Here is a 23,294-nt window from a genome sequence, read left to right on the forward strand (position 1 = left end):
AATTACTGGGGTAAGCTTTACTCATAACGCTCTCTCAGTGCTGTGTACTACATATTCGCAGCTTACACTGAGTGAGCTTTTTTGCTATCTAACCGACTTTTAAAACATCCTCTTACATAAATCGTTTATTTAAGAAGGGGCGCATAAATGAAGTCGAGTATCTTGTAGTTGCTGACAACGACGAAGCTCGAATTTTTAGAATTATCGAATTTAAATTATTTTATGAGAGTTATGAATATCAGTGGGAAGGTTTTCGACCAAGTTCCCCCGATCCTAAATTAATCGAAGCTGTCAAGAATTCAACGATATTAGAATCTAATCGAGTTTATCGAGTCACTTCCCAGGATGAATTTAATCTTTTCTCCAGTCGTCTTTATAAAATATTGACATATAGTAATTATAAACATGGAATAACTAATAACAAAAATATAAGCTGGAACTTTAAAAAATCTTTAATAATTATTTCTGGATTAACACTTATATTGTCATCAGGGATTATTTTGGGAAGTCAGCATTACTTTAATTTCTTGAACAAATCAACTCCTGTCCACAACAAGCAGTAAACGAGTAAAAGATTTTACAATGCCTTCATCCATGAAAAAACAAGTAGTTCCAGATACCTTAATTAAAGTCGGTAGACAAGGTGCTAGGTATCAGCAGAAAACGTACCAAGCTAATGAAAGAATTCATGGCACTACACAGGAAGCTTTAGAAGAGTATGAGGAGGTGATCGTAGACAGATCAGCGGCAGAAATTATTGATCAAATTAATAGGAGAGTGAAGAGTCCTTACTATTCTCTCTATTGTGGAATTGCTTCATTAATCTTCTTGTTTATTTTCTATCCACTGTCTATTATTCTGGCGATTGCAAGTTTAATTGTTTATAGAGCGGATGTTGCACGTAAAACGACACCTCTTTTTTATGAATTCTCTGATGAATACTCAGAGAAAAAATTTCATGAAAGTATTATGTCTTTTTCCAATCTAGCTATGACTAAAACCTCATGGCGACTGAAGTCAAAGGTTGCTGTCAGTGATTGGAAACGAAATGCTGGTTCCAACGCATCTCTTATCCGTCATCGCTCAAAGATTGGCAAACAAAATCCGAACCTCATCAAAACTAATGTTGATGTTTGGGGTGTTGATGCTGGAAGTATCAAGTTATATTTACTTCCTGACCGTTTTTTTGTGTTTCAAGATGGTGTTTATAGTGCAATTCCTTACAGTGAAATCCAAGCATCTTTGCAAGATATGGAATATGTGGAACAAGATTCACTTCCCAGCGATGCTACTGTAATTGGAAAAACATGGAAATATGTGCGGCGTGATGGTGGCCCTGACCGACGTTTCAACAATAATCGCCAGCTTCCAATTGTACAATATGGGGTAGTTGTCTTCTCCACCCAAAATTTCATCGCTTACTTGATTGTCTCCAGTCTTGGAATCGCTTCATCCTTTACTCAATCCTTTTCAAGAATTACGGCTTCATCTAGTACTCCTACCGAACCTCTACCTACACCAGCCAAACAGTTCCAAACCGCCTTACCAGAGGTAAATCTTCCCCCAGAACACCTAGAACCTTTGAAGAAGGCAGCATCTGAGGGTTCAGAGTTGTCAACTAGCCAAATTGCTCAATTACTTGGTGTATCTAGTTCGTTCATCACCAAAAATCCCGTTAGCTTTGACTACGAAGGGTTCCGTTTTGTTCGTTCAGGTCGTTCAGGTCGTCAAATATCTTGGAAAGTTGAGTACCTTGGAACAGGAGTATAGATACTGCCTAAAAACGCAACCTAACAATGTGATGGAGCAGCTAGTAGCGTGAACATTGCCTACCTCTATTTTTACACACTGACTACCGTAGCTTGTCCTTTAGTTGCTGTAGGTAAAATAGCTAAAACCTCTGGTGCTAAAGGCTTCAAATCTGCCAAACGATTGGATGGTGCTTGCAAAACAATGACCGCGATATTGAACTGTGGCAGATTCTGTTGAAACGACAAGTTGCGATCAACTGTGATGAAAACATCAAACTCTGCTTCTGCAAGGGCAAGAAGTTGACCATTCTTTACTCCTGCCCATCCCATTTGTGGAACGGTTTTTACTTCGTAGCCAACAAATTCTCTAGTAAATCTGCGATCAATACACTCATCAAACAGGAGCTTCATGCTACGCTACTATGCCAAAAAGCTGTTTTTCCGCCTCTTCCAGTAAGGCGATGACCTGCTCTCTGGTTACAGTAGGAAACCCATCTAAAAAATCGTCAATGGATTCTCCGGCTTTGAGATAATCCAAAAGCGTCTGCACAGGAACTCTAGTACCAGCAAAAACTGGGGTGCCGCCCATAATCTCAGGGGATGAGCTAATAATTAGGGAGTCTTTAAGCATAAGTCTTTGACCTCCGGGTTCCGTACTCAATAGTTTATCAATTCTCATGGGACAGAACCCTCTAGAAAGGAGTCAGTTCTGGAGTTGACCTCAAACATCAAATCGGGGACTAACTGAGCATCGTCCTCTGTTGTTCGGCGCGATCGCTCTACCTCTGACTCCTGAATCAATCTGACCGACCGAGAACTTCATGAATGATGAAATTTCAAGTTCTGAGTGTCGCTGGACTGGTCGGCGAACGCTTTGAACTCCATAGCATCGTGGCTACAGAAGAGGCGCACGTCATTATTGCGATCGCGCGATAATGCACGTAGCCGATCTTGATTGTGGAGTCTCGCCTCGCGATCCACCTCCATCATCCATTGGTAGAACCGCATTCCCGGCGTGCAACGTGGTTCGGCGGAGTCCATCTCGTCTCGGTAAAAGTAGGCATCGCCTGCATTCAGCAGCCAACCCTCTGATGTCTGGATAGCAACGCCAGCATGACCGCGAGTGTGACCAGCAAGCGGAACTAGGAGAATCTCTGGCGGTAGTCCCTCAAGATCGCGGACAGCCTGGAAGCCGAACCAAGGTTCTCCCCCTGGCGAATAGAACTTCCAGCGTTTAACCTCGTCCCACTGGTCTGGACGATAGCGCTGGCTGGTAATGAAGCCGTGCCGATCCTGCGCTGCGTCAATTTCAGTCTGCATTACGTGTACGGTTGCTTCAGGGAAATCCTCCAGCCCACCAGCATGATCGAAATCGAGGTGAGTAAGCACGATATGGCGCACGTCCCGTGCGGAAAATCCTAGTTGCTCGACCTGAGCGATCGCTGTGTACTTGCGATCGAACTGGATACCATTGAAATGAATAAAGAACGGGCTGAGTCGCGCGTAAGGCGAGTTGACATCCCGCAGACCGAAGCCAGTATCGATCAAAACAAGTCCCTGGTTTGTCTCTACAAGCAGACAGTGACAGACGAGGCGAGCCGTTAGACCGCGACTAAAGCCATCGAAGAGCGCCCCACCGACCGGACACATACAGCCACAATTGAGATGATGAATGTGCATAAGTGTTCTGCTTAAAACTACTTTTTGTCTACGGATACTGATGTTTGCACCTCGCTCGATGCTTGCATTTGCTCCGGTCGGTAGAGAATGTCCGCCAAAACGCCTTTACATAGATCACAAAAGCGTTGCGTGCGTTACTTGTTAGCCGACTCAGGCTTAGTCAGTAGGCCATGCAGTTCAGCCTTGACGGTATCAGGCAAAACCTTGCTTACATTTCCCTGAATCTTCGTCAGGAGCGAACCGGCGATGATATGATCCTTGCCTGCCATCAGAGCATCGAAACCCTGTTTGGCGACTTCAGCCGGGTCATCCTTCTGTTTTTCACCCACCGTGGTGTCGTCCATTCCCGCGTCATGGAAGAAGTTGGTATTGGTTGGCCCAGGCATGAGCGAAGTGACGGTGACACCTGTATCCTTTAACTCGTTGCGTAGCCCCTCGGAGAAGGAGTGTACAAACGCTTTGGAAGCCGCGTAGACTGCTTCAAACGGGCCGGGCATGATGGCAGCAATTGACGAAGTGAAGAGGATTCGACCCTTGCCGCGCTCGACCATATCTTTCACTACCCGTTTGGCGAGATGCACAGATGAAACGACGTTCAGGTTGATGAGATTCAGCTCGTCTTTCAGGTCAGTCTCGCGGGCAAAGTCACCGCCGACACCGACTCCGGCGTTGATTGCGATCGCATCTACCGATCTGCCAGTCGCCTTAATCTGGTTGTAGAGTGTCTCAACACCGTCATAAGTAGCCAGATCAGCTTGCACCGTCTCGACCTTGGCACCCGGTCCCTCAAAGGTTTGAGCGGCTTCATTGATACTCGATCCGGTGCCTGTGAGGAGGAGATCAAAACCGTTTTGAGCGAACTGTTTGGCAAGCTCGTAACCGATGCCCTTGGAGGCACCCGTCACGACAGCCAGAGGTCGGTTCGGCGAACTGTTCATAACCATCCAAACTCCTATAGAACTGCTCCACGCTAGGAAAGCTGTGGATTGTGCTTCTGTCTCGATATGAGACAGTTTGTGCAAACTGTGCGATAGCGAAGCGCTGCCCGAACGGGATCGCAACTCTTACTAATACTAGGAAGACATCTGTGCGATCGCGTCTTTCCAAGGAAGTATGGCTGTTGTGTGTTTGAGGTTACTTTTCTGGAGTTTGCGCGATAGCGCTAGCGCGTTCGCAGAGCTTCGCCTGCGGTTTAGATCCCCGACTTCTTAGAGAAGTCGGGGATCTCGCCTTCACTAGCTCGAATTACAAAACTGTAATTTAGAGGAAGGGCAAGCTGTAATTTTGGTTGAGCTTAATTGAATCTATAGACACGTTTTGAGATTCAACCGAAGGAGAAAGCTTGTGATGAATACCCGCCGACTGTTAGCAGCGATCGCGATTCCTGTTGTAATTGGGACGTTTGGGTGTGTGGCTGTGAATCAGGCAACTGCTCAATCGTCTAACCGACTGGCACAAAACCCATCCCAGCCTCAGCAGGGACAAGAGGGACGCAGACATCGAGGGCCAGATTTTGCAGCAGCGGCTCAGAAATTGGGTATTTCCGAAGCCAAGTTGAAAGAAGCACTAGGAGTACCCGCTAACCCACAGGCTACACCGGGACAACGCCCGCCTCGTCCCGACTTTAAGGCTGCGGCGGCAAAACTCGGCATTACCGAACAACAACTGGTTGATGCGTTGGGAGTTCCGCCGCGTTGCCCACGTCCAAATTTTGCAGCAGCAGCGCAGAAGCTGGGCGTATCAGAAGCCAATTTGAAGGCAGCACTGGGGGTTCCAGCGAATCCCCCGACTACGCCGCCTGCACCGGGACAGCGCCCACCCCGACCCGACTTTAAGGCAGCGGCGGCAAAACTCGGCGTTACGGAAGAGCAACTGGTAAATGCGCTGGGAATTCCGCCCCGTCCTCCTCAAGATGGCAATCAACGACAGGAAAATCGTCCTCCTCAGCAATAAGCTTGAATCAATTTAGCCACCCTTTCGTGGATACGACCAAATTTTCAATAAGCCCTGGCGATTAGAAATCGCGGCTAAACAAACCAAGTCCGCCTGCGCGGACTTAAGACAAATCAAAGGTTTTGAAACCCGCCTACGCGGGTTTTGTCTCGTATAGACGCGGTTTCAATCGCCCAGTAAATTGCGATAATTCTATTTGGAGCAGATGAAATGAAAAAAGACTGTGTGAAAAGAATCTCAGTTGTCTCCATGCTGAAGCGACGAGAGGTGCTTGGCTTTCTAGGGGGAACAGCGGCAGTATCGCTTATAGGATGCTGGCGCGGACAGTCTACCTCGGCAAAGCCGATAGGTAGGTTAACTCAGACACCGACTCGGAAAGCGATCGCGCAAACTCCTACCTGCGTAGTCAAACCCCAGCAAACGGAAGGGCCATATTTTGTGGATGAGAAGCTTAACCGTTCTGATATCCGCTCAGATCCTTCCAACGGTGCGGTAAAGCAGGGAGTCCCGTTGCGTTTGGTGTTTCGTGTCTCTGGGATTAATGGTAGATCCTGTACGCCTTTGAGGGGTGCAACTGTAGACATTTGGCATTGCGACGCGCTGGGCGTGTATTCGGATGTTCGAGACTTTAACGGGGATACGCAAGGGCAAAAGTTCCTGCGCGGCTATCAGGTGACGAATGCAAATGGGACTGCGGAGTTTGTGACGATTTACCCTGGCTGGTATCCAGGTAGAACGGCTCACATTCACTTCAAGATTCGCACCGATTCTGCGTCTGGGCGTGGTTCTGAGTTTACATCGCAGCTTTACTTCGACGATGCTCTCACGGATCAAATTTACGCGCAGTCTCCCTATGGGACTAAAGGACAGCGTACCCAGAGAAACGATGGAGATGGCATTTTTCAAGATGGTGGTGAAGAACTGATGCTTCAGCTAACCCAAGATGCACAAGGCTACGTGGGTACATTCGATATTGGGCTTCAGATGACTTGAAGTATTGCATATTACTCAACAGCGATCGCATTCTCCATAATCGCTGTTGTTGATAGAACGCGATCGCCCAAAACGCCTAACTCACTCAAGACGAAATACAAACAGATTGCTGTTGCACCTCGTCCTACCCTGATTTCTTCGTCTAAATAAGAGGTTGTCTACTCTGCCTGATTCCGAAGGAATTTCAATACTGGAATTTTCAATTCAAGAAAACTCCTTCTCAGATTACTCTGAAAGGTGCAATCCTATTTTGTGGGGCAAAAGATTTACTTCTACACGGCTTCTAGCTTTGAGAAACATGGGTGATAAACAACCGGGCTACTCCCTACTCTTCTGCTAACAGTGCGATGACTCTCTCAATTTCTTCTACTTGGGTAGCACTGCTTGGCTCCTGTTTGAGCTTCTTAAGTAAAGCAATAGCCCCATCTCGCTTGTTACAAACCTGCTTCAGCTCTTTTTCAAGCCTTTTTACCTTCTGCTTTGATTCTTGCTCTCTTGAGCTTTGTTCATGCTGGCGTTTTTCATTCTCTCGGCGTTTAAAGTCTAGCATTAAGTTAATACAATCGATAAACTTTTGAATATCATTTCGTGGCTCTACAGACTCAAACAGTTGAGATTCATCAGGATATCGTTCCGAGTATTTTTTAATTTCCTCCTTTACTTTTTGCAATTCAAAAAAATCGGATATAGGGGTTTCCAGTATCAAAGATTTAAATTTAGATTCCTCTAAATCTTTACAGCCGCTATTTAAATACAAAACATATCTGTCCAAAACTTGAGCTATAAACTCGATTAACGTATTATAGCTTTGCCCAGAAATAGGACAGACTCCTGCATGACGGTTTTGTTCAGCTAATCTAGTTACCACAATTAATGAACACTCATCTATAACAAGTTTTTTTCTTAAAATTTTCCATTCTTGATCTATATTTTTATTACTACTTCCTGTTTTTTCTACTATAGCTCGCCTGATATTTTCGAGCGCTCGATAACAGTATAAAGGAGTATAGTCCTGCCTTATAATGGCTTCTCTAAAATCAGTTAAAGCTCCGGCAAAATGATGTATGGCTACTGCTGTAGCATCAGGCTTTGAATTAAAAACGTGTTCACTAGCTGATTCGTCAGTAGATAAAGGATTGAATAATAGATGGAGAATTTTCTCAATCTGTTTTTCTGTGCCAAGCTCTGCGAATGGGCGTTTACTTTGGCTTTGTTCAGCGGTTTCTAAAAAACTACTAATTTCTATATACTGTCCATCAGGAAGTTGTACACGAACAATTTCTATGTCAAAACCGCTCTTGTAAATGTAGTTTAAGGTATTTACGATAAGAGCGACAGCCTGCTTAACAACATTCCTTAGTGTTTGTAAAAAGCCATATTCCTTAGTCAAGTTTTCGTTTACGTCTGTAACTTTAATTATTAAATCAGACTTGTACTGAGAAAGAGCAACTTTAAAGCTGATAAATGAGTTATGAAAAATTATCCTTGGATTGAATGTAACTAGCGGAAGATAAAATTTATAGCCAGAGCTATAGAAATCATGAGCGGGTCTTAGTTTGGCAAAAAAAATGTACTCATTCATACCTGAAGTGAATGGAGGCAGCGGAAGATAAAATTTATAACCAGAGCTATAGAAATCGTGATCGGGTCTTAGTTTGGCAAAAAAAGTGTACTCATTCATACATTTGCCTCATGCTAATCGCCTAAAGATAAAATTGTACTATAAATGTAGTATAACAAGCCGTAATCCGAACCGTTTGATGACTAACTGGCACTCATTGCCAAATAGCGATCACCAAACCGTATTTCGTACTGCACCACCTGCTAACCACCAGTTGGGGAGATTGATAAGCGAGATTGCCGGTAACACAACACCAATCGGCGAATCAACCAAAATCTTCTGGAGGCGAGTTGCACCATTCATGTTTTGCTTGTCTAGTTTTGTTCCAATCTTTCCAGTTATTGACTCAGTTGTATTTTCAGTTCGCGCAGCATCCGACTGGTTCCATCATCAATGGCTTTTTGCACCAGTTGGGGAATCATTTCGGTAATCGGCAAATCGGGAAAGATAGAACTGATGGATGATTCGGCGTAGTCACCATTTTGTAGAATGTAAATCTTGAGTTGGCGGCTCCGATAGATCCACACTTCCGGAACGCGCAGCGCTTCGTAGGCGTTCAAGGTAGTCTTTGAAGTGACATCAGACTCAATGGCGAGATCCGGGGGTGGGTAAACTGCTAAATCCATATTGGTGCAACCCCGGACACGACTGACATTCTGGATGTAAAAGCAGGTATCGGGTTCGACTCCGGCAATTTCTGGTTGCTTTAGAGTAGTTGAGCCAAAATCTTCCCAGTCCCGCCCTTGAGCATCTAAGATTGTTGTGAGGATGTAAGCAATAATGCGATGGGGGCGTTCGTGCAGTGCTAGAGGGGACATGATTTCCAGCGTTCCTCGGTAGTATGCAATGCGGGTGCTGCGCTTTTCTCCCAGTTCCGTAAGAATCTGTTCAAAGTCCTGCCAAGACAAGTTATGAATGCTAATCGTGCTACCGGGAGTGAGTTCAATGGCACGAATGGGAATGGTAACGGTCACTGGTGTTCCTCCATCGATTGCTGGGGCGGTTTCTTCAACCGTAACTCGCCATTCACCCATAATTATCATTAATGACTAACTGACAGTCATTGCTAAATAGCGATCGCTTCTACCGTATTTCGCACTGCACCACCCGCTAACCACCAGCCGGGAAGATTCAAGAGCGCGATCGCAAATAATACAGCTCCAACGGGTGAATCAGCCAGAAGCTTTTGGAGACGAAATAGAGCGAGCAATTTCTACGGCTTGCTCTAGTAACTTTAGAGCTTCCTCAGTCTGCTCAGCTTGAGCGTATTCACGAGCGATCGCACTTAGGGCCTGCACCCTTCTATAGTTACCAATTTCATTCGAGTTCATCATATTAACAGCTTGAATCGCACGGTCGAACTGCCTTAACTGTGCATACTCACGAGCGATCGCCAAGAGCAGTTTATTGCGATAGTTAAGACTCTCATTTGTCGCTCCATCAATTGTCTCACCAATGGCTTGAGTTGCCTGCTTTGTCCATTCAATTGTCTGAGTTGCTTCCACCGCCCAGTCTAGTTCTCTTGCCTCAATAGCCTGTTCGATGATGCTGTAAATGACGCTAGCTTTATTTTGAACTTCCAGGCTCTTAATCATCTGAGCCGTCTTAAGCGCTTGGGCGTACTGCCCTTTTGATGCATATTGCTCGACAATGCGACGCAACGCCTCGTCTCGATGACCTCTACCAAGGGTATTAGCAAGCTGGAGTGCCTGTTCAAATTGCCCAGTTTGTGCATAGAAGGCGACAATAGGTGGCATCAAACTTTGGTAGGCAAACTTGGAGTCTACTGGAACTTGAGAAAAGTCGGAAGCGGCAAGATTCAGTTTGCCAGTTTGAACCAGTTGAGCCACTTCGAGTGCCTGAGCGATTTGTCCAATTCTTAAGTACCCAGCAATAATTTCTTCAAGCGCACGACTCGCCTCATAACGAGCATCTGATGGTAAATTTGCTGCACCTGCTTGTAGAGTCAATAGTGATTTATTCAAAAGCTTGACTGCTTCTGCATCCTTCTCCACATTTGCATACAGATTGGCAACTGCGGTCAATGTACGCGAGCGAGAAATAGGATTTGCAATCTTTTGTGTAGCTAGAACTATTTGTTCAAGAGCTTTGAGAGTTAGTGCAGAAACTTCTGTCGCTTGTTCAGCTGGTTCTACTTCCTGGCAAATATTGAGAATTTGCCTTAGCTGCTCTGGATCTAGAGTTTCTACAATTGTTCTTATTGACAAAAGAATGTTGGTTTCTTTTTGGGCAAAACACCGAGAAAGCTCTATTTGTGCTTGATTTTGTCGAGATTGGGTGCTTGCGGAGCTACTATTGAAGGTTCGCTCAGCCTTTGAAGCTAAACTCTGAAGTTCGGATGCTCGGTCAGGCTGACCTGTCTCGTTATAGTAGTTAACTAGGAAAAGCCATATTTGAACAGCTTTGTCAGATTGCCCTGTCCTGTTGTAGTAATCAGCTAACTTTAGCTGTATTTCAGCCGCTCGATCAGGTTGTCTTGAGCCACTGTCAGTGTATGTATATAGCAGCCCTTGCAGCATATCTTCAAGATAGTTGTCTCCAAAACTCGTTGCGATTCTAAGGGCTATGTCATGGCGACCATCTCTAGCGTGCCTTCCCGCCGCTACAAGTACCCAATTCTGTGGATCGTTACGAGCAGATCCAGTCGGTTTTGGTTCGCAGTATTTAGTTGTCTCAAGAATTTTTTGAGCTTGAGCAAAAAGTGCAGAACTTTTGGCTTCTTGCCCCATGAAGGCGTAGTGACCCGCAACATTGGTTAAAATTTCGAGCTTGTGGCAGGGGTTTGCCAGGGTTTGATTGAAAGACAACGTTTCTTCTAGAAGCTGAATAGCTCGGTCAGGCTGCTTAATGGTAGTGTAGCCTCCTGCAAGGGAAGCTAATAATTCTGTTTCAGCTAGAACCAGCTCCGGCTCCGCATTTTTTTGTCCAATCACTGCGCTTTCAGCTAGAACCTGTTCCGGCTCCGCATCTTGTCCAATCACGGCGCTGCCTGGATGAGTGATAGTCAACAGCAGCACAGCCAACAAAAGTTTGAGTTTCACCCTGTAAACCTCTGCTAAAACTATAAATGTAAGTTGTTGTTAACTTGCACAATCTTCAATCAAGTTAGTCACATCTTAACAACAGCCAAATCGTATTTCGCGCCAGACCAGTTGCCAACCACCAGTTAGGGAGATTGAGAAATGCGATCGCAGATAATATAGTTCCAGTTTAGTGACGCATTACCTCCACCATCTTGTCGGAAATACCGAAACAAAAAACTCCTGCTGTGCATGGACAGAAGGAGTTTTAGAAATAGAAAGGTTTGGCGAAGACTTTTAACTTAAACCATGCCACCAGCAGCTTGAAACCGAGCGCGGGCGCGTTTAAGGGCTTGAGTTGCCTGAATTTGCTCCTGACGGGAGCCGCCACTCTCAGCTTTATTAATTCTGGCTTCGGCTTCGGAGTAAGCAGCACGGGCTTGTTCCCGGTCAATTTTATCGCCCCGTTCGGCACCATTAACCAGAATAGTGACTTCATCATTATCCACTTCGGCGAAGCCACCCATCAGAGCGATCGCTACCCAATCTTTCCCTGGACGAACGCGCATCACACCGATATCCAACGCCGTCAGTAAAGGTGCGTGGCCAGTGAGGATACCTAGTTGACCAGTTGTGCTAGGCAGAATCACCTCTTCAGCACTGGAATCCCAAACAGTTTTGTCGGGAGAAACTACACGAATAGTTAAAGCCATAGTTTGTTACTTGTCAGTTGTCAGTTGTCAGTTAGCTCATCGCTAATGCCTAATTGTCAAAACTAGCCATCCTGACCTTAGCGATGAGCAATCCTTCAATTAGCCTTTGATTTTTTCGGCTTTAGCCATCGCTTCGTCAATTGTGCCGACCATGTAGAAAGCCTGCTCTGGCAAAGAATCCAACTCTCCTGAGAGAATCCTCTTAAAGCCGTCGATTGTTTCTCCCAGCTTTACATACTTACCAGGAGATCCGGTAAAGACTTCTGCCACGAAGAACGGCTGAGACAAGAAACGCTCAATTTTCCGCGCCCGAGCCACAGTCAAGCGGTCATCTTCAGACAATTCATCTAAACCCAAAATGGCGATGATGTCTTGCAGTTCCTTATAGCGCTGGAGAGTCGCTTGCACTTCACGAGCAATCCCGTAGTGATCTTCACCAACAATAGCAGGCTGCAACATGGTGGAAGTAGAACCCAGCGGATCTACAGCCGGATAAATTCCCTTAGCAGCCAAGCCGCGAGACAACACAGTTGTTCCGTCCAAGTGAGCAAAGGTGGTTGCTGGCGCGGGGTCGGTTAAGTCGTCCGCTGGCACGTATACCGCTTGAACAGAGGTAATCGAACCTTCAGTGGTTGAGGTGATTCGCTCTTGCAAGTCTCCCATGTCGGTTGCCAGAGTCGGCTGATATCCCACAGCAGAAGGCATCCGTCCTAGTAGCGCCGACACTTCCGAACCTGCTTGCACAAACCGGAAGATGTTATCAATAAACAGCAATACGTCTTGCTTACTGACATCGCGGAAATACTCAGCCATTGACAGTGCTGCCAAGCCTACGCGCATTCTCGCGCCGGGTGGCTCGTTCATCTGACCGTATACAAGGGCGATTTTCGATTCATTGAGATTATCTTTATTAATAACCCCAGACTCGATCATTTCATTGTAAAGGTCATTTCCCTCGCGGGTGCGTTCGCCCACACCGCCGAACACAGACACACCACCGTGGTTGGTAGCAATGTTGTTGATCAGCTCCATCATGATTACGGTTTTGCCGACACCAGCACCGCCGAATAAACCGATTTTGCCGCCGCGTCGATAGGGTGTCAGCAGGTCGATAACTTTAATCCCGGTTTCAAACACTGATGGCTTGGTTTCCAGGTCAGTCAGCTTGGGTGCTGCACGGTGGATGGGGAAGGTTTCCTGGGCATTAACTGGCCCTTTGTTGTCTACAGGTTCGCCCAACACGTTGAAAATCCGACCCAAAGTGGCGGGGCCAACGGGAACGCTGATAGGAGCGCCTGTGTCTACCACGTCCATACCGCGCACAAGTCCATCGGTGGAACTCATAGCAACGGCACGCACTTGGTTGTCGCCCAAAAGCTGCTGCACTTCGCAGGTTACGGACACGTCTTGTCCGGCTTCGTTTTTGCCTTCAACCTTCAAAGCATTGTAAATTTGCGGCATTTTGCCAGTGGCAAATTCCGCATCGATAACGGGACCGATGATTTGGGTAATACGCCCTACGTTTGTCTTGTCTGTGGTGGCTACCATGCTTGTGCCTATGTTGTGAAGCTATCTATATAGATACAGGAAAACGGTCTTAACATTTAGCAATGCCATTTTCCAGATTACCATGCCACAGCGATCGCACAGCTAGAGATGATCCCTATGAGGATGCGATCGCTGTTGATGATTTCCCCTTACTCAACCGGAAGGACTGAAATAAGCTGATTACACAATAAACTGCCGTGCCAACCACAAGGAAAGCACAGACGCGATCGCCTTAATTGTTGAAGTCAGTTTAAGCTGTTAACGATCAGCTTTGGAGTTGGCGTTTTCGCTTTAGCACTGAAGTTGCACCTAAAGCACCACCAAACAGCAATGTTTTCGTTGATATTACTGGCAAAACTGTAGTCGCCACCCAGAGTCCTCAAGTCAATCATCTTACCCTTTTCCCGCAATAAGGCGTGACCCTTCTGACTGTGCGAGGCGTAGGCATCCCCATCAACCCTGATATGAAAAATTGTAACTGATAAACAAAACTTATGTTCTATGTCATGCTGTAGGTGCTTCGCCTTGCCTGATATGAAGCGTTACCCCTATTTTTTTTACATAGAATTGAGACTATTTTCCTTGGCTTTGTGTCACTGTTGGCTCAACAGCCGCGACCGGACACCTAAAGCACAAAATGTTAATATACCCAACACAGAGGAGGTTTCAGGAATTTCACGGGCTGCCAAACGGAACTCAGCCATAGCAAAACCATTAGCAGCACCGCCCGTTCGGTCAGTGATTGTGACGGAGGAAAGCACACCTCCATTAGTGGCGTAGAATCCGAAATACTTGGCACCTCCAAAACCATTTATTTCTTGCGTCAGGGTTGCCAAACTACTATCAATAACCGTTACTGTAATTTTGTATGTACTAAACATATCTGGCTCTACATACAAATCAAACGCAGATATACCGAAGGGCAATTTAATCTTCGTGGTCACAACATTAGCGCCGCTATAGTACACCTCGCCCATGTGGCCATGACTCCACGTTGTCCAGCTGGAACCAATATATCGTTTTTCTACCGTAGGGCTGAAAGTTAAGTTGCCAAACGGTGAAGAAAGGGTCGAAACCGACGATAACTCCGCTTCCGGGCTATCTGGCACCGTCACCATATTGAAACCTAGATTGGCTAAGGTGTCCGTCCCTGTTGCCCACGACCCAGAATCGTCTACTGCAATAATTGCTGCCTTAACAGGGGGCGCATTAGCTAAAGATCCAAGGGTTATAAATGTTACGCCAGCAGTAATCATAGATAGCTTTTTCATAAAAGCTGAGGTTTTCATAGGACTCATTTTTCTACAAATGTGCATATTCACAGGAAACGTCTTGATAAGTGCGTTAATTTGCACTGTTGATCTAGCGATTCCGAAAGCTTTAGCGTTTGTGTACTCCTAGTGGCTTGCTAGTTGTAATAGTAGAGTCACCAGAAATTTGCTTCATTAGTAAGAATCAATCACCAGCAAAAATGACTTAAGATCATTTCCTATTAATTGCTTTGAGCAAGTACCTGCACAGATGATGAAAAGATATTGCCTCAGTCGTTAATAGAAGCCTTCAGGAATCTTACTGACAAAAATTATGTATCCCTCAAACTTAATGTTGATTCAGTAATTTTTCTGACGTGCGATCGCAACCTTTGTTTCTCTAAAAGCTACTTATTTCATATATGGACTGGAATTCTTATTTGCTAAGTTTGGTTAGAACATAGCTAGGGAAAGTTTGGCATATATTTAATGGCTATGGCTAGTATTTATACGTAATCTTTATTAAAAAAACATATTTAACTACGGTATTTTCGGATACCGATAGAGGATTAAGTAGCTATATCACTTGTTGCATATAGCTTGCAAGGTTCCTCAGAAGCGATTGATTACATTAAATTTATATAAAAATTTAGTAAAGCCTGATTGTAATAAAATGTTATTTCTACAGGTATCCAGCTATACTTTTCAGCTATTTTTCCGGCAAAATGTGCTGTTGAAATATCCCTTGGGGATTTTATTTTGGCTAAAACCTGCTGAGATTAAAATAATTTTTCTGGCGGCGATATAAGACAGAGTTGATGTTATTTTTGTATTAATTGTTGCTTTTGTTTGCAATTGTCAAGCTATGGCGAAATGAGAAATAAAGCAATTATAAACTGGTAAGAAAACCAGGCATAGGAAGTGAAGGTTCTATTTTTTTTGAAAGAAAAATTCACCCTTTTTCTAGGGGCGGATTCAATACCATAATTTGAACCATATTTTAAAGGAGTGTATTTTAAAATACATTTTCTCCGGCTTAAGCTTTCTGTAGGGTTGCAGGAAGGATGAAAGCGATCGCGCTCAACTTTCCCACTTTTGGAAAAATACCCGTGCAGCTCTGGCTTACAAAGCCAGAGCTGCACGGGTAGACTTAGTTTGTAAAACATTGAGGCAACACCTGCGGGTATATATACAAGCAGGCGTTGCACCCCTAAGTAACGGTTACGCTAAATTTTTCGCTGGTGTTTACGCTTATAGGCTATACCAGCACCCACAGCACCAAACGCGAGTAAACCGAACGCCGAAGAAGGTTCCGGAACGTGTTCAACTGCCACGTCAAAAGAACTGTAAGTAAAACCGTTATTACCATCAGAGACTTTTAACTTAACGTTATAAACACCGTCATTGTTAAAAGACCACTGCCCATCGGTACCAAAGAAATCATCATACTCGCCATCATCATCCAAGTCCCAAGCAAAGCTGAGAAGATCGTTGATACCCGGATCAGTTGCGGTAGCACCAAAATCAAACAACTCACCTTCTAAAACACTAATAGCCTTGGTGATGCTGGTAATTGTCGGCGCAACGTTCTCAACTGTGACGTTAAAAGAACCGAAATCAAAACCGCCATCGCCATCGGCGACTCGCAACCCCACGGAATTGACACCTACATCTGTATAGGCGTATTTTCCACTTTGACCCCTGTAGTCATCATACCTACCGTCACCATCCAAATCCCAGCGATATCGGAGAATATCGTAGATTCCCGGATCGGTAGCAGTAGCGGCAAAATCGAAGGATTCGCCTTGTTTAACAGTTAAATTTTGGGTGAGGCGGGTAATTGTGGGAGCAACGTTCTCCACCGTCACGTTAAAAGAACCGTAATCATACCCACCATCGCCATCGGAAACTTGCAGCTTGATGGGATTGGAACCCTCATCCGCAAAGGAATGTCTGCCCCTAATGCCAGTGCGGTTATCATACTGACCGTTATTATCCAAGTCCCAATTGTAGGTGAGAATATCATTGATACCCGGATCGCTGGCTCTGGCAGCAAAATTGAAGCGATCGCCTTCTTTGATCGTGATATTTCGGGTGAGTCTATTGATGGTAGGAGCGACATTTAAAACAGTTAATGTCCTCGTGACAACACTTGTTTCACCTTTATCATCCTGTACTTGCGCCGTTAAAGCATGGGTTCCTTCATCAGCATAAGTTCCTAAAGGCACAGTCACAGAACTGCTTCCGGCAGTATTTACCGCACTGCCAATAACATTGCCGTTCAGCCAGAAAGTAAGCGGATCGTTATTCGCATCACTGCCATATACAATTGGCGATACCGATTGACCCTCATTGATCGTGTAATTGTCCAAACTCACTATCGGTGCGACGTTTGGTGGTGGTGGCGGTGGTGGCGCGATGACGGGTGGCGGTGGTGGTGGGATGACGGGTGGCGGTGGCGGTGGCGTGATAGGTGGTGCTGGCTCTCGCGGCTTAACCGGATCGTTTGTGGTGCCGCTATCTGTATCGGCGATAAATGTCATTGTCCCGTTAAATCCGCTGTTCCATACCATTGCGAGACGGCCAAACAAGTCTCCCCGCGAAATATCAATCGGTACAGAGTAAGCGTGGTTATCGGGCCTTTTTCCAGATAACACCTCGAAGTTCCAACCATCTGCTGAGTTCGGCGTATATTCGCTATCTCTACTTCTGATCTGATCGAAAACAGCATTTCCAGAAATAGCATCAATCAGTAGAGAGTTAAGCGAGTTGCCACCAGAGTAAGAAAACGTCCAGCCGTAGGCGTTATTATCGGAACTATAACCGTATGTATCGCCACGTTGGGTGAGTGACCAGCCAGTACCAAACGCTCCTCCTGAATTAGAGCCTGTGGCACCCCAGGTTGCAATTTCGTAGCTTCCATCAAGGAAGCCAACCTTAACTTGCATCCCACTCATCATATTTCCGGTAGTTTTATAGCCAGTGAGAGTTGTTGCCTGGGAGGGTGTGGCTGTGGTTCCTATGACAATAAAACTTGCCCCAACAATAGCAGTTGCTAGATTCCTCAAAGAGATATTCATAAACCCGGTTGCTCCTCAATGGTAGATTTTTGAAATGGTTAAGATGCGGCTGATTTTATAAATAAAAATCTACCTCCTTTTTTTCTAAAAAAGCTTAGTACAACAGGCTGAGCCAAGGCTTATTATTAGTAATATTCTAATAAATTTTTTAGCCAGCTAAAGCCTCGGAAAGAGTGAACACCCTTTTCTAGACGTAATAATAAATATTGAAGTTCCGGAAAATTTATAAATTTCGTTATATTTTTTAGATACTCAACGTAATTTTTATATGCGAAAATTAGAGCTGTTAGGCTCTAATAAAAAGCAAAAATTTTTGTTTTTTTACTTTTAATGTCTTACCTTTTATAAATGTTGAAAATCTTCTGACTTCCAACTTTATTTACTGGCGTGAGCGATGTACTCAACGCCAGAAATGCAGTCTCTATATAAGCTGCAAAGTTATCCTATTTGTTGTTTGTAGCGCAGGCGTCTCCCCCACAAAAGGCTCTTTTGCCTGTCTTACATACAAATGAAATAGGGCTGCTATAATGCAGCTTTTTTTATTTATGATCTTTATCTACGATAGAGATCGCAACTGAGAAAAGTGTTGCATACCTTATCTGGAAAAAACCAGTAGTTCTCGGTAATCTTTATAAAAAAAATATATTTAACTTGGTAAAACTCAGGTTAAAACTTGCAATAAATCAGCCAGATAGCTGAGCTTACATGATTTGTAAGCATCCTACCCCTAAGTGATTGTACTGAGATGATGTGAAGCTTCAGTAAAGGCTGGCGTGAAGTGCGGGATGTATGGATACCTTACGGGTATCTACGCCATAAACGACGCGATCGCAACAACGCCACTACTTCCTAAAATGGCAGATAAATGATTGCTACTCAGACTCAGCCTTAACGCGCCGGATGGGTAAATTAGCAATTAACGCCGTCGCCCGTTGATTACTTTCTAAAGAAAATTCCAATCCGTCTGCCTCAATTTCAACGTAGCGAGAGACGACCTCCATAATTTCTTTCCGCATTGACTCAACCATCTCTGGCGTTAAGTCAGCGCGATCGTGAGCGATTACCAATTGCAGACGGCGCTTGACTTCCGCACGGCTGTTGTCAGCACCCATGCGAGGAAAAAGTCGTTCTAAAAGTTCATTGATCATCGAACTGGCAGAAGTGAAGGTTAGATAATCTTAGACCACAATAATTTTCGGATGCGAGAAAAGACGTTTTCCTTAGCAGCATCCAAATCAATAAACTCGATTGGCTCACCTTCCAGGCGGCGTGCAATATTGTAAAACGCCATTCCTGGTCGGGAGAGATTTTCAGCCAATACCAGGGGTTCGCCTCGGTTGGTGGAGACAATTACCCGCTCGTCGTCAGGGACAACGCCAATTAGAGGAATCGAGAGAATTTCTTGTACGTCTTCCACTGACATCATGTCATTGGCTTGCACCATCGCGGGTCGAATGCGGTTGACAATCAGGCGGGTGCTTTGGATAGTGTGTGCTTCCAGTAAGCCAACAACACGGTCAGCGTCGCGCACGGCGGCAATTTCTGGCGTAGTGACGATCAAGGCTTCTTGGGCGGCTGCGATCGCATTCTGGAAGCCCATCTCAATACCCGCCGGAGAGTCAATCAAAACATAATCGTACTTTGCGGCTAACTCATTGACCAACTTCTTCATCTGGTCTGGAGTAACTGAATCCTTAGTTCGATTTTGGGCAGCTGGTAGTAGCACCAGTCCCGGTTGGCGCTTATCTTTCACCAAAGCTTGATCCAGCCGACACTCACCAGCCAGAACTTCAACAGCAGTGTAGACAATCCGATTTTCCAACCCCAGCAACAGATCCAAATTTCTCAGACCGAAATCGGCATCCACCAAGGCAACTTGTCGCCCCAATCGAGCTAGAGCCATGCCCAAATTTGCCGTTACAGTGGTTTTTCCTACCCCTCCTTTGCCGGAGGAAATTACAATAATGCGACTCATGTTGAAAGATTTGTTTTTTGACTTCTGATTTTGTTCTAGGCGCGGTTTATTGCGGCTTTGTTTTTGCCTTTTAAATTATGTTAATGGCTTAGCTATTGAGTTTTGTAGTTGTGATATATAGTTATCACTCAAAAATAATAACTCCTTAACCGAAAACTAGCGCAAAACTTGGTGAGAGTGGGAGAGCGGCAGAGGGAGAGAATGTGGCTAGTTCCCCCTCAGAGACTGGGAACTAGCCATTATTTTTTTGCCTTTTAAGTTTTGCCTGTTTATCCCCTAGCCCCCAGTGATAAAAATTGGGTTTTGGGAAAATCAGCAGCTTTAGCGATGCGAATTCCTTCCGGCGTTACATAAGCAACCTCCGGGTAAAATTGAGCGGGTGGCGTTTCCGGCGATCTGGCTAAATAATCGCCTATTCGCAGCTGAGTAGGTTCCATCTGTAGCGCCATAATCAGACATTGAGGATTCCCCTCAGCACCAGCATGAGCAATTCCCCGCAAGCGTCCCCATACTAAAATATCGCCTGCCGCTATAACGCTACCGCCCGGATTTACTTCTCCCAGGATAACGACGGTGCCGGGATGACGAATTTCCATGCCAGAACGCACCGTAGTTTGCAGATACAAAGGTTCTGTTAATAAAGGTGCTGGCCCCGAAGGCTTTTCATTGAAGGAGGAAACAGGGGGCGACTGTTCCACCGAGTACCCAGCAGTAGCAGCAGCGACAGCAGTTTGACGGCGTGAAGTGTAAACGCGCTTAAGTTTTAGCTGGTCTTCAGAAAGAGCATCAGCGATCGCTTGCAGCTGGCGTGCATCCAACAAGCGATCTTTCGCTACCAAATGCACCGCTGTATTTGGTTGCCAGAAGCGATCGCCTCCATTCAGGCGCTGCTTTAGCTGTTGCCAAAGATCAGACCAGCTGCTAGTAGCAGGTGTCTCCGCTTCTGGGGGCAAAATTAACATTATCCCCCCATCCTCATTTTTGATGCGAACTTGCTCGTGGCAATTCACCTCCCTCGGATTATCGGGAACAACTGAAACAGCTATAGGAACGGAGGAATCAGAAGTCATGGGCGAAAAGTCTGACCTGGGCGGAATTGACTAATTATCCATAATAGAGGCAAGCGGCTTCTGCTGTAGAAATACTGCTGTCGCTTATCCTAGAAACGCCGGAAGCATCTATCTGGGCTGACGATTTTCTAAAGATTCTTAGTCAAACGTCGATAAACCGTGGCTAACGCATCGGCATCTCCTACATTGCCAGGAAACAGCACCACTGGCAAATTAGGAAACTGAGGATGACTCTCTGGAGTCCGCACCATTGAACATCCAGCCAAAATTTGGCCGAGTAACCGCGCCGAAGTCAGCGCCAAACCCGTACTCAAGACATCATTGGAAGTAATGCCACCTTTGCTAATCAGAAAGCCGATATCTGTCGGTAAACCGCGCACGATATCCATCAACAAGGCGGAAACATCTGCCCCAAACTGCAACCTTGTCTGCACATCCTTGAAGCTGAGTTCCTGGCGGCTAGTGTAAACTACTGGTGTTTTACCTGAATTATGCGCCGCTTGAACTTTGGTAAGAGTTTCGTTGAGGAGTGTTGCCGACTGATTGATAGAATCATCAACTAAACGCGCCACCTCAACCTCAATGCCCAATATACCCGGTTCTTGCAATAGCTTTTCCAGCTGTTGCGTCGTCTTTTTGACGTGGGAACCGACTATTACCGCGCCCGGTTTGCCACCCCGCACATATTGCGCCATATCCTCGGCGGCGACGGGTTGAGGAGGTAAGGCAGCTAAGGCGGTTAAAATACTGGCAGCACTGCGAAATAAGAAACGTTTCCCTTGACTTGCTGCTTTGAGAATATCCTGGGCAAACTTGTTCAAGTCGTCTTGGGTTTCCCCATCCACAACACCGCACTGATTACCCGTCAGGTTCATCAATCGTTGCCAACTTCCGGCGCGAATATCTGATAATAAAAATCTTTCAACGGTGTTAGCTGAAATCCTGCCTTTCGTCTTTTCTTGGACATAATCTGGCAGGTAGGAGTGATGGTAGCCAAAGACAGAATCGCGGGCAAACTCTGTTTCATGGACTGGTGTGGGAACGCCGTCGATAATCAGATAATGTATGCTATCGCGGGTAATTCGTCCCCCCTCGAAGAAAGCTGGAACCAAAAAATGAGCATCAAAGGGGCCAATTTCTTCAGCAATGATATCCGTTTCGACTGGGTAATGTCCGCGCAGGGTGGAGTCGGAACGACTGACAATTAGAAAATCTTGGATGTCACAGACGGCGGAGTCCTCGGACTGAAGCGAAGCGATCGCTTCCTTCAAGTTATGACAAACTTCTCTAGTAACAGCCGTTGCTTCTTCTGGTGTCAGCGCCCTAGTATTTGTCAGCACAAAGAAAATCGGCGACTTATCAGCTAACCCCAATCGCAAGGTTTCCACGTCCCAGCGCGTCAGCAACAGGCAGCTGTGGACAGTCTGAGAACCAGTGGGGTCATCATCTAGGACAATAATTTTTGGGTTGGTTGTCATCAGAAAAATGGGAGAAACCCCGTCATGACCGCGAAGCACAGGACGGCTTTACAAGAACTATCAAGCCACAATCAACCCGTTTGAACGACGAATCAATTGCACTTTGCTAGAAGATATTTGTCCTAACCGTTTCCAGTTAGCAACGCTTACAGACACCTGTTTTTCGGTGTCGCCACTGACGTAACCAATCCCTTTCGGGGAGCTGACTAAATCACCTTTACGAACGCCGTGACGAGTTGTAGACCCGCCATACTTCCGACGAATCCCACCTTTACCTGGAACCATCAAATGAAGTTGGCGACGCGAAATTGGAGGACGACGAATCACCTTAAAGGAGGCAACCGTTACCGATACTTCACCCGTCCATTGATGCCCGTAAGCCTTGGCAGTGTGGAAAGATTCGTACTTAATGAAAGCAGAACAAGCCAGTGCAATTCCGTCTACTGCATGAGTTGCGGGAATTGCATCACCTTTTTGATGCTTCTGTTTGTGCAAGCCTAGCTGTGTTCGTAGCTGGGAAGTTTCCCAACCTTTACGAGTTTCAACTGGAGCAAATTCGGCTAGTTGAGTCAGCGCCCATTTTTGACCGACCATCACCGGAGAGAAGGATTTAGAGCCTTTCGCCTCTACAATTTCGTAAACGATGCCAGTGATAGGTAGAACTTTGCACAACTCTTTTACTACTCGCAATTCAAGCTGTCTATTGGCTCGAATGCTAGGAGGTAATTTGCGCTGCTTGCGGTTGCTGAACCTTTTTTGACGATGAGCACGTTGGGAATAGGCAACCTGGCGATTGATTCGCCTATTCCGTCGCCCCCGTCGCATCATGGCGCGTTGCTCCATCCGGTCTTTTACCTTTTGGAATGGCAGAATTAAATGAGCTGTAAACAACGAGACTTTAGAGGATTGGACACCAATGCCCGAATAAAGTTTACCAGGGTCAATGCCAATCACAATCGGTTGAGTTTCAGAGCCAGATGGTTCGTCTACTAATTGGACATAGAACTGTCCTAAGTCGTTAAACTTGGCGACTGCAAAACCCTCTCGAATCCACTTCCTAGCCCGCCTCGGTTTTGTCGGCATAAGTGGCTGATGATTGACTGAGACAACTGGAATACGCATTTAAGAGATAATCCTGTGC

At 45.6% G+C, this 23,294-nt stretch carries 20 protein-coding genes and 1 pseudogene; 3 read left to right on the forward strand and 18 right to left on the reverse strand.

Features of this window, described 5'->3' with window-relative positions; genetic code table 11:
• Positions 1-594: 594 nt before the first annotated feature.
• Positions 595-1,770, forward strand: coding sequence for a hypothetical protein (locus tag H6F66_RS14415; RefSeq protein WP_199313327.1), 1,176 nt, complete (start codon positions 595-597; stop codon positions 1,768-1,770).
• Positions 1,771-1,841: 71 nt separating this feature from the next.
• On the opposite strand, the gene H6F66_RS14420 is transcribed toward H6F66_RS14415, so the two are convergent.
• From H6F66_RS14420 to H6F66_RS14435, 4 genes are all read right to left on the reverse strand, one after another.
• On the reverse strand, positions 1,842-2,162 hold the full coding sequence (locus H6F66_RS14420) for a DUF5615 family PIN-like protein (RefSeq protein WP_190422405.1): 321 nt from the start codon (positions 2,160-2,162) through the stop codon (positions 1,842-1,844).
• Between the two features lies 1 nt (position 2,163).
• The gene (locus H6F66_RS14425; protein ID WP_190422407.1) at positions 2,164-2,382 is read right to left on the reverse strand and encodes a DUF433 domain-containing protein; all 219 of its coding nucleotides are present in this window, start codon (positions 2,380-2,382) and stop codon (positions 2,164-2,166) included.
• A gap of 188 nt (positions 2,383-2,570) precedes the next feature.
• The gene (locus H6F66_RS14430) at positions 2,571-3,431 is read right to left on the reverse strand and encodes an MBL fold metallo-hydrolase (protein WP_190422409.1); all 861 of its coding nucleotides are present in this window, start codon (positions 3,429-3,431) and stop codon (positions 2,571-2,573) included.
• A 134-nt stretch (positions 3,432-3,565) separates the two neighbouring features.
• A complete protein-coding gene (locus H6F66_RS14435; protein ID WP_190422411.1) occupies positions 3,566-4,369 on the reverse strand; it encodes an SDR family NAD(P)-dependent oxidoreductase in 804 nt (267 codons plus the stop codon).
• Positions 4,370-4,778: 409 nt separating this feature from the next.
• Between H6F66_RS14435 and H6F66_RS14440 the strand changes: the two genes are divergently transcribed.
• Together H6F66_RS14440 and H6F66_RS14445 are read left to right on the forward strand one after the other, a co-directional pair.
• On the forward strand, positions 4,779-5,384 hold the full coding sequence (locus H6F66_RS14440) for a hypothetical protein (protein WP_190422479.1): 606 nt from the start codon (positions 4,779-4,781) through the stop codon (positions 5,382-5,384).
• 210 nt (positions 5,385-5,594) lie between these two features.
• The gene (locus H6F66_RS14445) at positions 5,595-6,377 is read left to right on the forward strand and encodes an intradiol ring-cleavage dioxygenase (RefSeq protein ID WP_190422413.1); all 783 of its coding nucleotides are present in this window, start codon (positions 5,595-5,597) and stop codon (positions 6,375-6,377) included.
• Positions 6,378-6,702: 325 nt separating this feature from the next.
• Here H6F66_RS14445 and H6F66_RS14450 read toward each other — a convergent pair whose 3' ends face one another.
• From H6F66_RS14450 to H6F66_RS14510, 14 genes and pseudogenes are all read right to left on the reverse strand, one after another.
• A complete protein-coding gene (locus tag H6F66_RS14450; protein ID WP_190422415.1) occupies positions 6,703-8,058 on the reverse strand; it encodes a hypothetical protein in 1,356 nt (451 codons plus the stop codon).
• 111 nt (positions 8,059-8,169) lie between these two features.
• Positions 8,170-8,301: a hypothetical protein gene (locus tag H6F66_RS28920; RefSeq protein ID WP_277873866.1), complete on the reverse strand. Its 132-nt coding sequence runs from the start codon at positions 8,299-8,301 to the stop codon at positions 8,170-8,172.
• Between the two features lie 35 nt (positions 8,302-8,336).
• The gene (locus H6F66_RS14455; RefSeq protein WP_190422481.1) at positions 8,337-8,972 is read right to left on the reverse strand and encodes a Uma2 family endonuclease; all 636 of its coding nucleotides are present in this window, start codon (positions 8,970-8,972) and stop codon (positions 8,337-8,339) included.
• Positions 8,973-9,036: 64 nt separating this feature from the next.
• Positions 9,037-9,208 (reverse strand): annotated as a pseudogene (locus tag H6F66_RS14460) (nucleotidyltransferase family protein); the annotation flags it as partial.
• Positions 9,171-11,060 carry a hypothetical protein gene (locus H6F66_RS14465; RefSeq protein ID WP_190422418.1) on the reverse strand — a complete coding sequence of 630 codons (1,890 nt, stop codon included), beginning with the start codon at positions 11,058-11,060 and terminating at the stop codon, positions 9,171-9,173. The gene H6F66_RS14465 and the pseudogene H6F66_RS14460, both read right to left, overlap by 38 nt.
• Positions 11,061-11,341: 281 nt before the next feature.
• The gene (atpC, locus tag H6F66_RS14470) at positions 11,342-11,752 is read right to left on the reverse strand and encodes an ATP synthase F1 subunit epsilon (RefSeq protein WP_190422420.1); all 411 of its coding nucleotides are present in this window, start codon (positions 11,750-11,752) and stop codon (positions 11,342-11,344) included.
• Positions 11,753-11,851: 99 nt separating this feature from the next.
• Positions 11,852-13,300 (reverse strand): F0F1 ATP synthase subunit beta, encoded by a 1,449-nt coding sequence (atpD, locus tag H6F66_RS14475; protein ID WP_190422422.1) that lies wholly within the window; start codon positions 13,298-13,300, stop codon positions 11,852-11,854.
• A gap of 593 nt (positions 13,301-13,893) precedes the next feature.
• Positions 13,894-14,571: a hypothetical protein gene (locus H6F66_RS14480; protein ID WP_199313328.1), complete on the reverse strand. Its 678-nt coding sequence runs from the start codon at positions 14,569-14,571 to the stop codon at positions 13,894-13,896.
• A gap of 1,205 nt (positions 14,572-15,776) precedes the next feature.
• Positions 15,777-17,630 carry a PKD domain-containing protein gene (locus H6F66_RS14485; RefSeq protein WP_190422425.1) on the reverse strand — a complete coding sequence of 618 codons (1,854 nt, stop codon included), beginning with the start codon at positions 17,628-17,630 and terminating at the stop codon, positions 15,777-15,779.
• A gap of 872 nt (positions 17,631-18,502) precedes the next feature.
• Positions 18,503-18,778 (reverse strand): cell division topological specificity factor MinE, encoded by a 276-nt coding sequence (gene minE, locus H6F66_RS14490; protein ID WP_190422427.1) that lies wholly within the window; start codon positions 18,776-18,778, stop codon positions 18,503-18,505.
• Positions 18,779-18,798: 20 nt separating this feature from the next.
• Entirely contained in the window at positions 18,799-19,605 is an 807-nt protein-coding gene (minD, locus tag H6F66_RS14495) for a septum site-determining protein MinD (RefSeq protein ID WP_190422429.1), read from the reverse strand.
• A gap of 269 nt (positions 19,606-19,874) precedes the next feature.
• Positions 19,875-20,675 carry a septum site-determining protein MinC gene (minC, locus tag H6F66_RS14500; RefSeq protein ID WP_190422430.1) on the reverse strand — a complete coding sequence of 267 codons (801 nt, stop codon included), beginning with the start codon at positions 20,673-20,675 and terminating at the stop codon, positions 19,875-19,877.
• Positions 20,676-20,803: 128 nt separating this feature from the next.
• The gene (locus H6F66_RS14505) at positions 20,804-22,153 is read right to left on the reverse strand and encodes a four-carbon acid sugar kinase family protein (protein ID WP_190422432.1); all 1,350 of its coding nucleotides are present in this window, start codon (positions 22,151-22,153) and stop codon (positions 20,804-20,806) included.
• 60 nt (positions 22,154-22,213) lie between these two features.
• Positions 22,214-23,275: an RRXRR domain-containing protein gene (locus H6F66_RS14510; RefSeq protein ID WP_190422435.1), complete on the reverse strand. Its 1,062-nt coding sequence runs from the start codon at positions 23,273-23,275 to the stop codon at positions 22,214-22,216.
• Between the last annotated feature and the right edge of the window lie 19 nt (positions 23,276-23,294).

The sequence above is a fragment of the Trichocoleus sp. FACHB-6 genome (assembly GCF_014695815.1).
Classification (GTDB): domain Bacteria; phylum Cyanobacteriota; class Cyanobacteriia; order Cyanobacteriales; family FACHB-T130; genus Funiculus; species Funiculus sociatus.

Bases quoted from the DNA above. Each gene is read 5' to 3' on its own strand.
- H6F66_RS14510 (WP_190422435.1), bottom strand. From the start codon at position 23,275: ATGCGTATTCCAGTTGTCTCAGTCAATCATCAGCCACTTATGCCGACA.
- atpC (WP_190422420.1), bottom strand. From the start codon at position 11,752: ATGGCTTTAACTATTCGTGTAGTTTCTCCCGACAAAACTGTTTGGGAT.
- H6F66_RS14420 (WP_190422405.1), bottom strand. From the start codon at position 2,162: ATGAAGCTCCTGTTTGATGAGTGTATTGATCGCAGATTTACTAGAGAA.
- H6F66_RS14440 (WP_190422479.1), top strand. From the start codon at position 4,779: ATGAATACCCGCCGACTGTTAGCAGCGATCGCGATTCCTGTTGTAATT.
- minE (WP_190422427.1), bottom strand. From the start codon at position 18,778: ATGATCAATGAACTTTTAGAACGACTTTTTCCTCGCATGGGTGCTGAC.
- H6F66_RS14505 (WP_190422432.1), bottom strand. From the start codon at position 22,153: ATGACAACCAACCCAAAAATTATTGTCCTAGATGATGACCCCACTGGT.
- H6F66_RS14450 (WP_190422415.1), bottom strand. From the start codon at position 8,058: ATGAATGAGTACACTTTTTTTGCCAAACTAAGACCCGATCACGATTTC.
- H6F66_RS14430 (WP_190422409.1), bottom strand. From the start codon at position 3,431: ATGCACATTCATCATCTCAATTGTGGCTGTATGTGTCCGGTCGGTGGG.
- atpD (WP_190422422.1), bottom strand. From the start codon at position 13,300: ATGGTAGCCACCACAGACAAGACAAACGTAGGGCGTATTACCCAAATC.
- H6F66_RS28920 (WP_277873866.1), bottom strand. From the start codon at position 8,301: ATGAATGGTGCAACTCGCCTCCAGAAGATTTTGGTTGATTCGCCGATT.
- H6F66_RS14415 (WP_199313327.1), top strand. From the start codon at position 595: ATGAAAAAACAAGTAGTTCCAGATACCTTAATTAAAGTCGGTAGACAA.
- H6F66_RS14435 (WP_190422411.1), bottom strand. From the start codon at position 4,369: ATGAACAGTTCGCCGAACCGACCTCTGGCTGTCGTGACGGGTGCCTCC.
- H6F66_RS14480 (WP_199313328.1), bottom strand. From the start codon at position 14,571: ATGAAAAAGCTATCTATGATTACTGCTGGCGTAACATTTATAACCCTT.
- H6F66_RS14445 (WP_190422413.1), top strand. From the start codon at position 5,595: ATGAAAAAAGACTGTGTGAAAAGAATCTCAGTTGTCTCCATGCTGAAG.
- minC (WP_190422430.1), bottom strand. From the start codon at position 20,675: ATGACTTCTGATTCCTCCGTTCCTATAGCTGTTTCAGTTGTTCCCGAT.
- H6F66_RS14485 (WP_190422425.1), bottom strand. From the start codon at position 17,630: ATGAATATCTCTTTGAGGAATCTAGCAACTGCTATTGTTGGGGCAAGT.
- H6F66_RS14425 (WP_190422407.1), bottom strand. From the start codon at position 2,382: ATGCTTAAAGACTCCCTAATTATTAGCTCATCCCCTGAGATTATGGGC.
- minD (WP_190422429.1), bottom strand. From the start codon at position 19,605: ATGAGTCGCATTATTGTAATTTCCTCCGGCAAAGGAGGGGTAGGAAAA.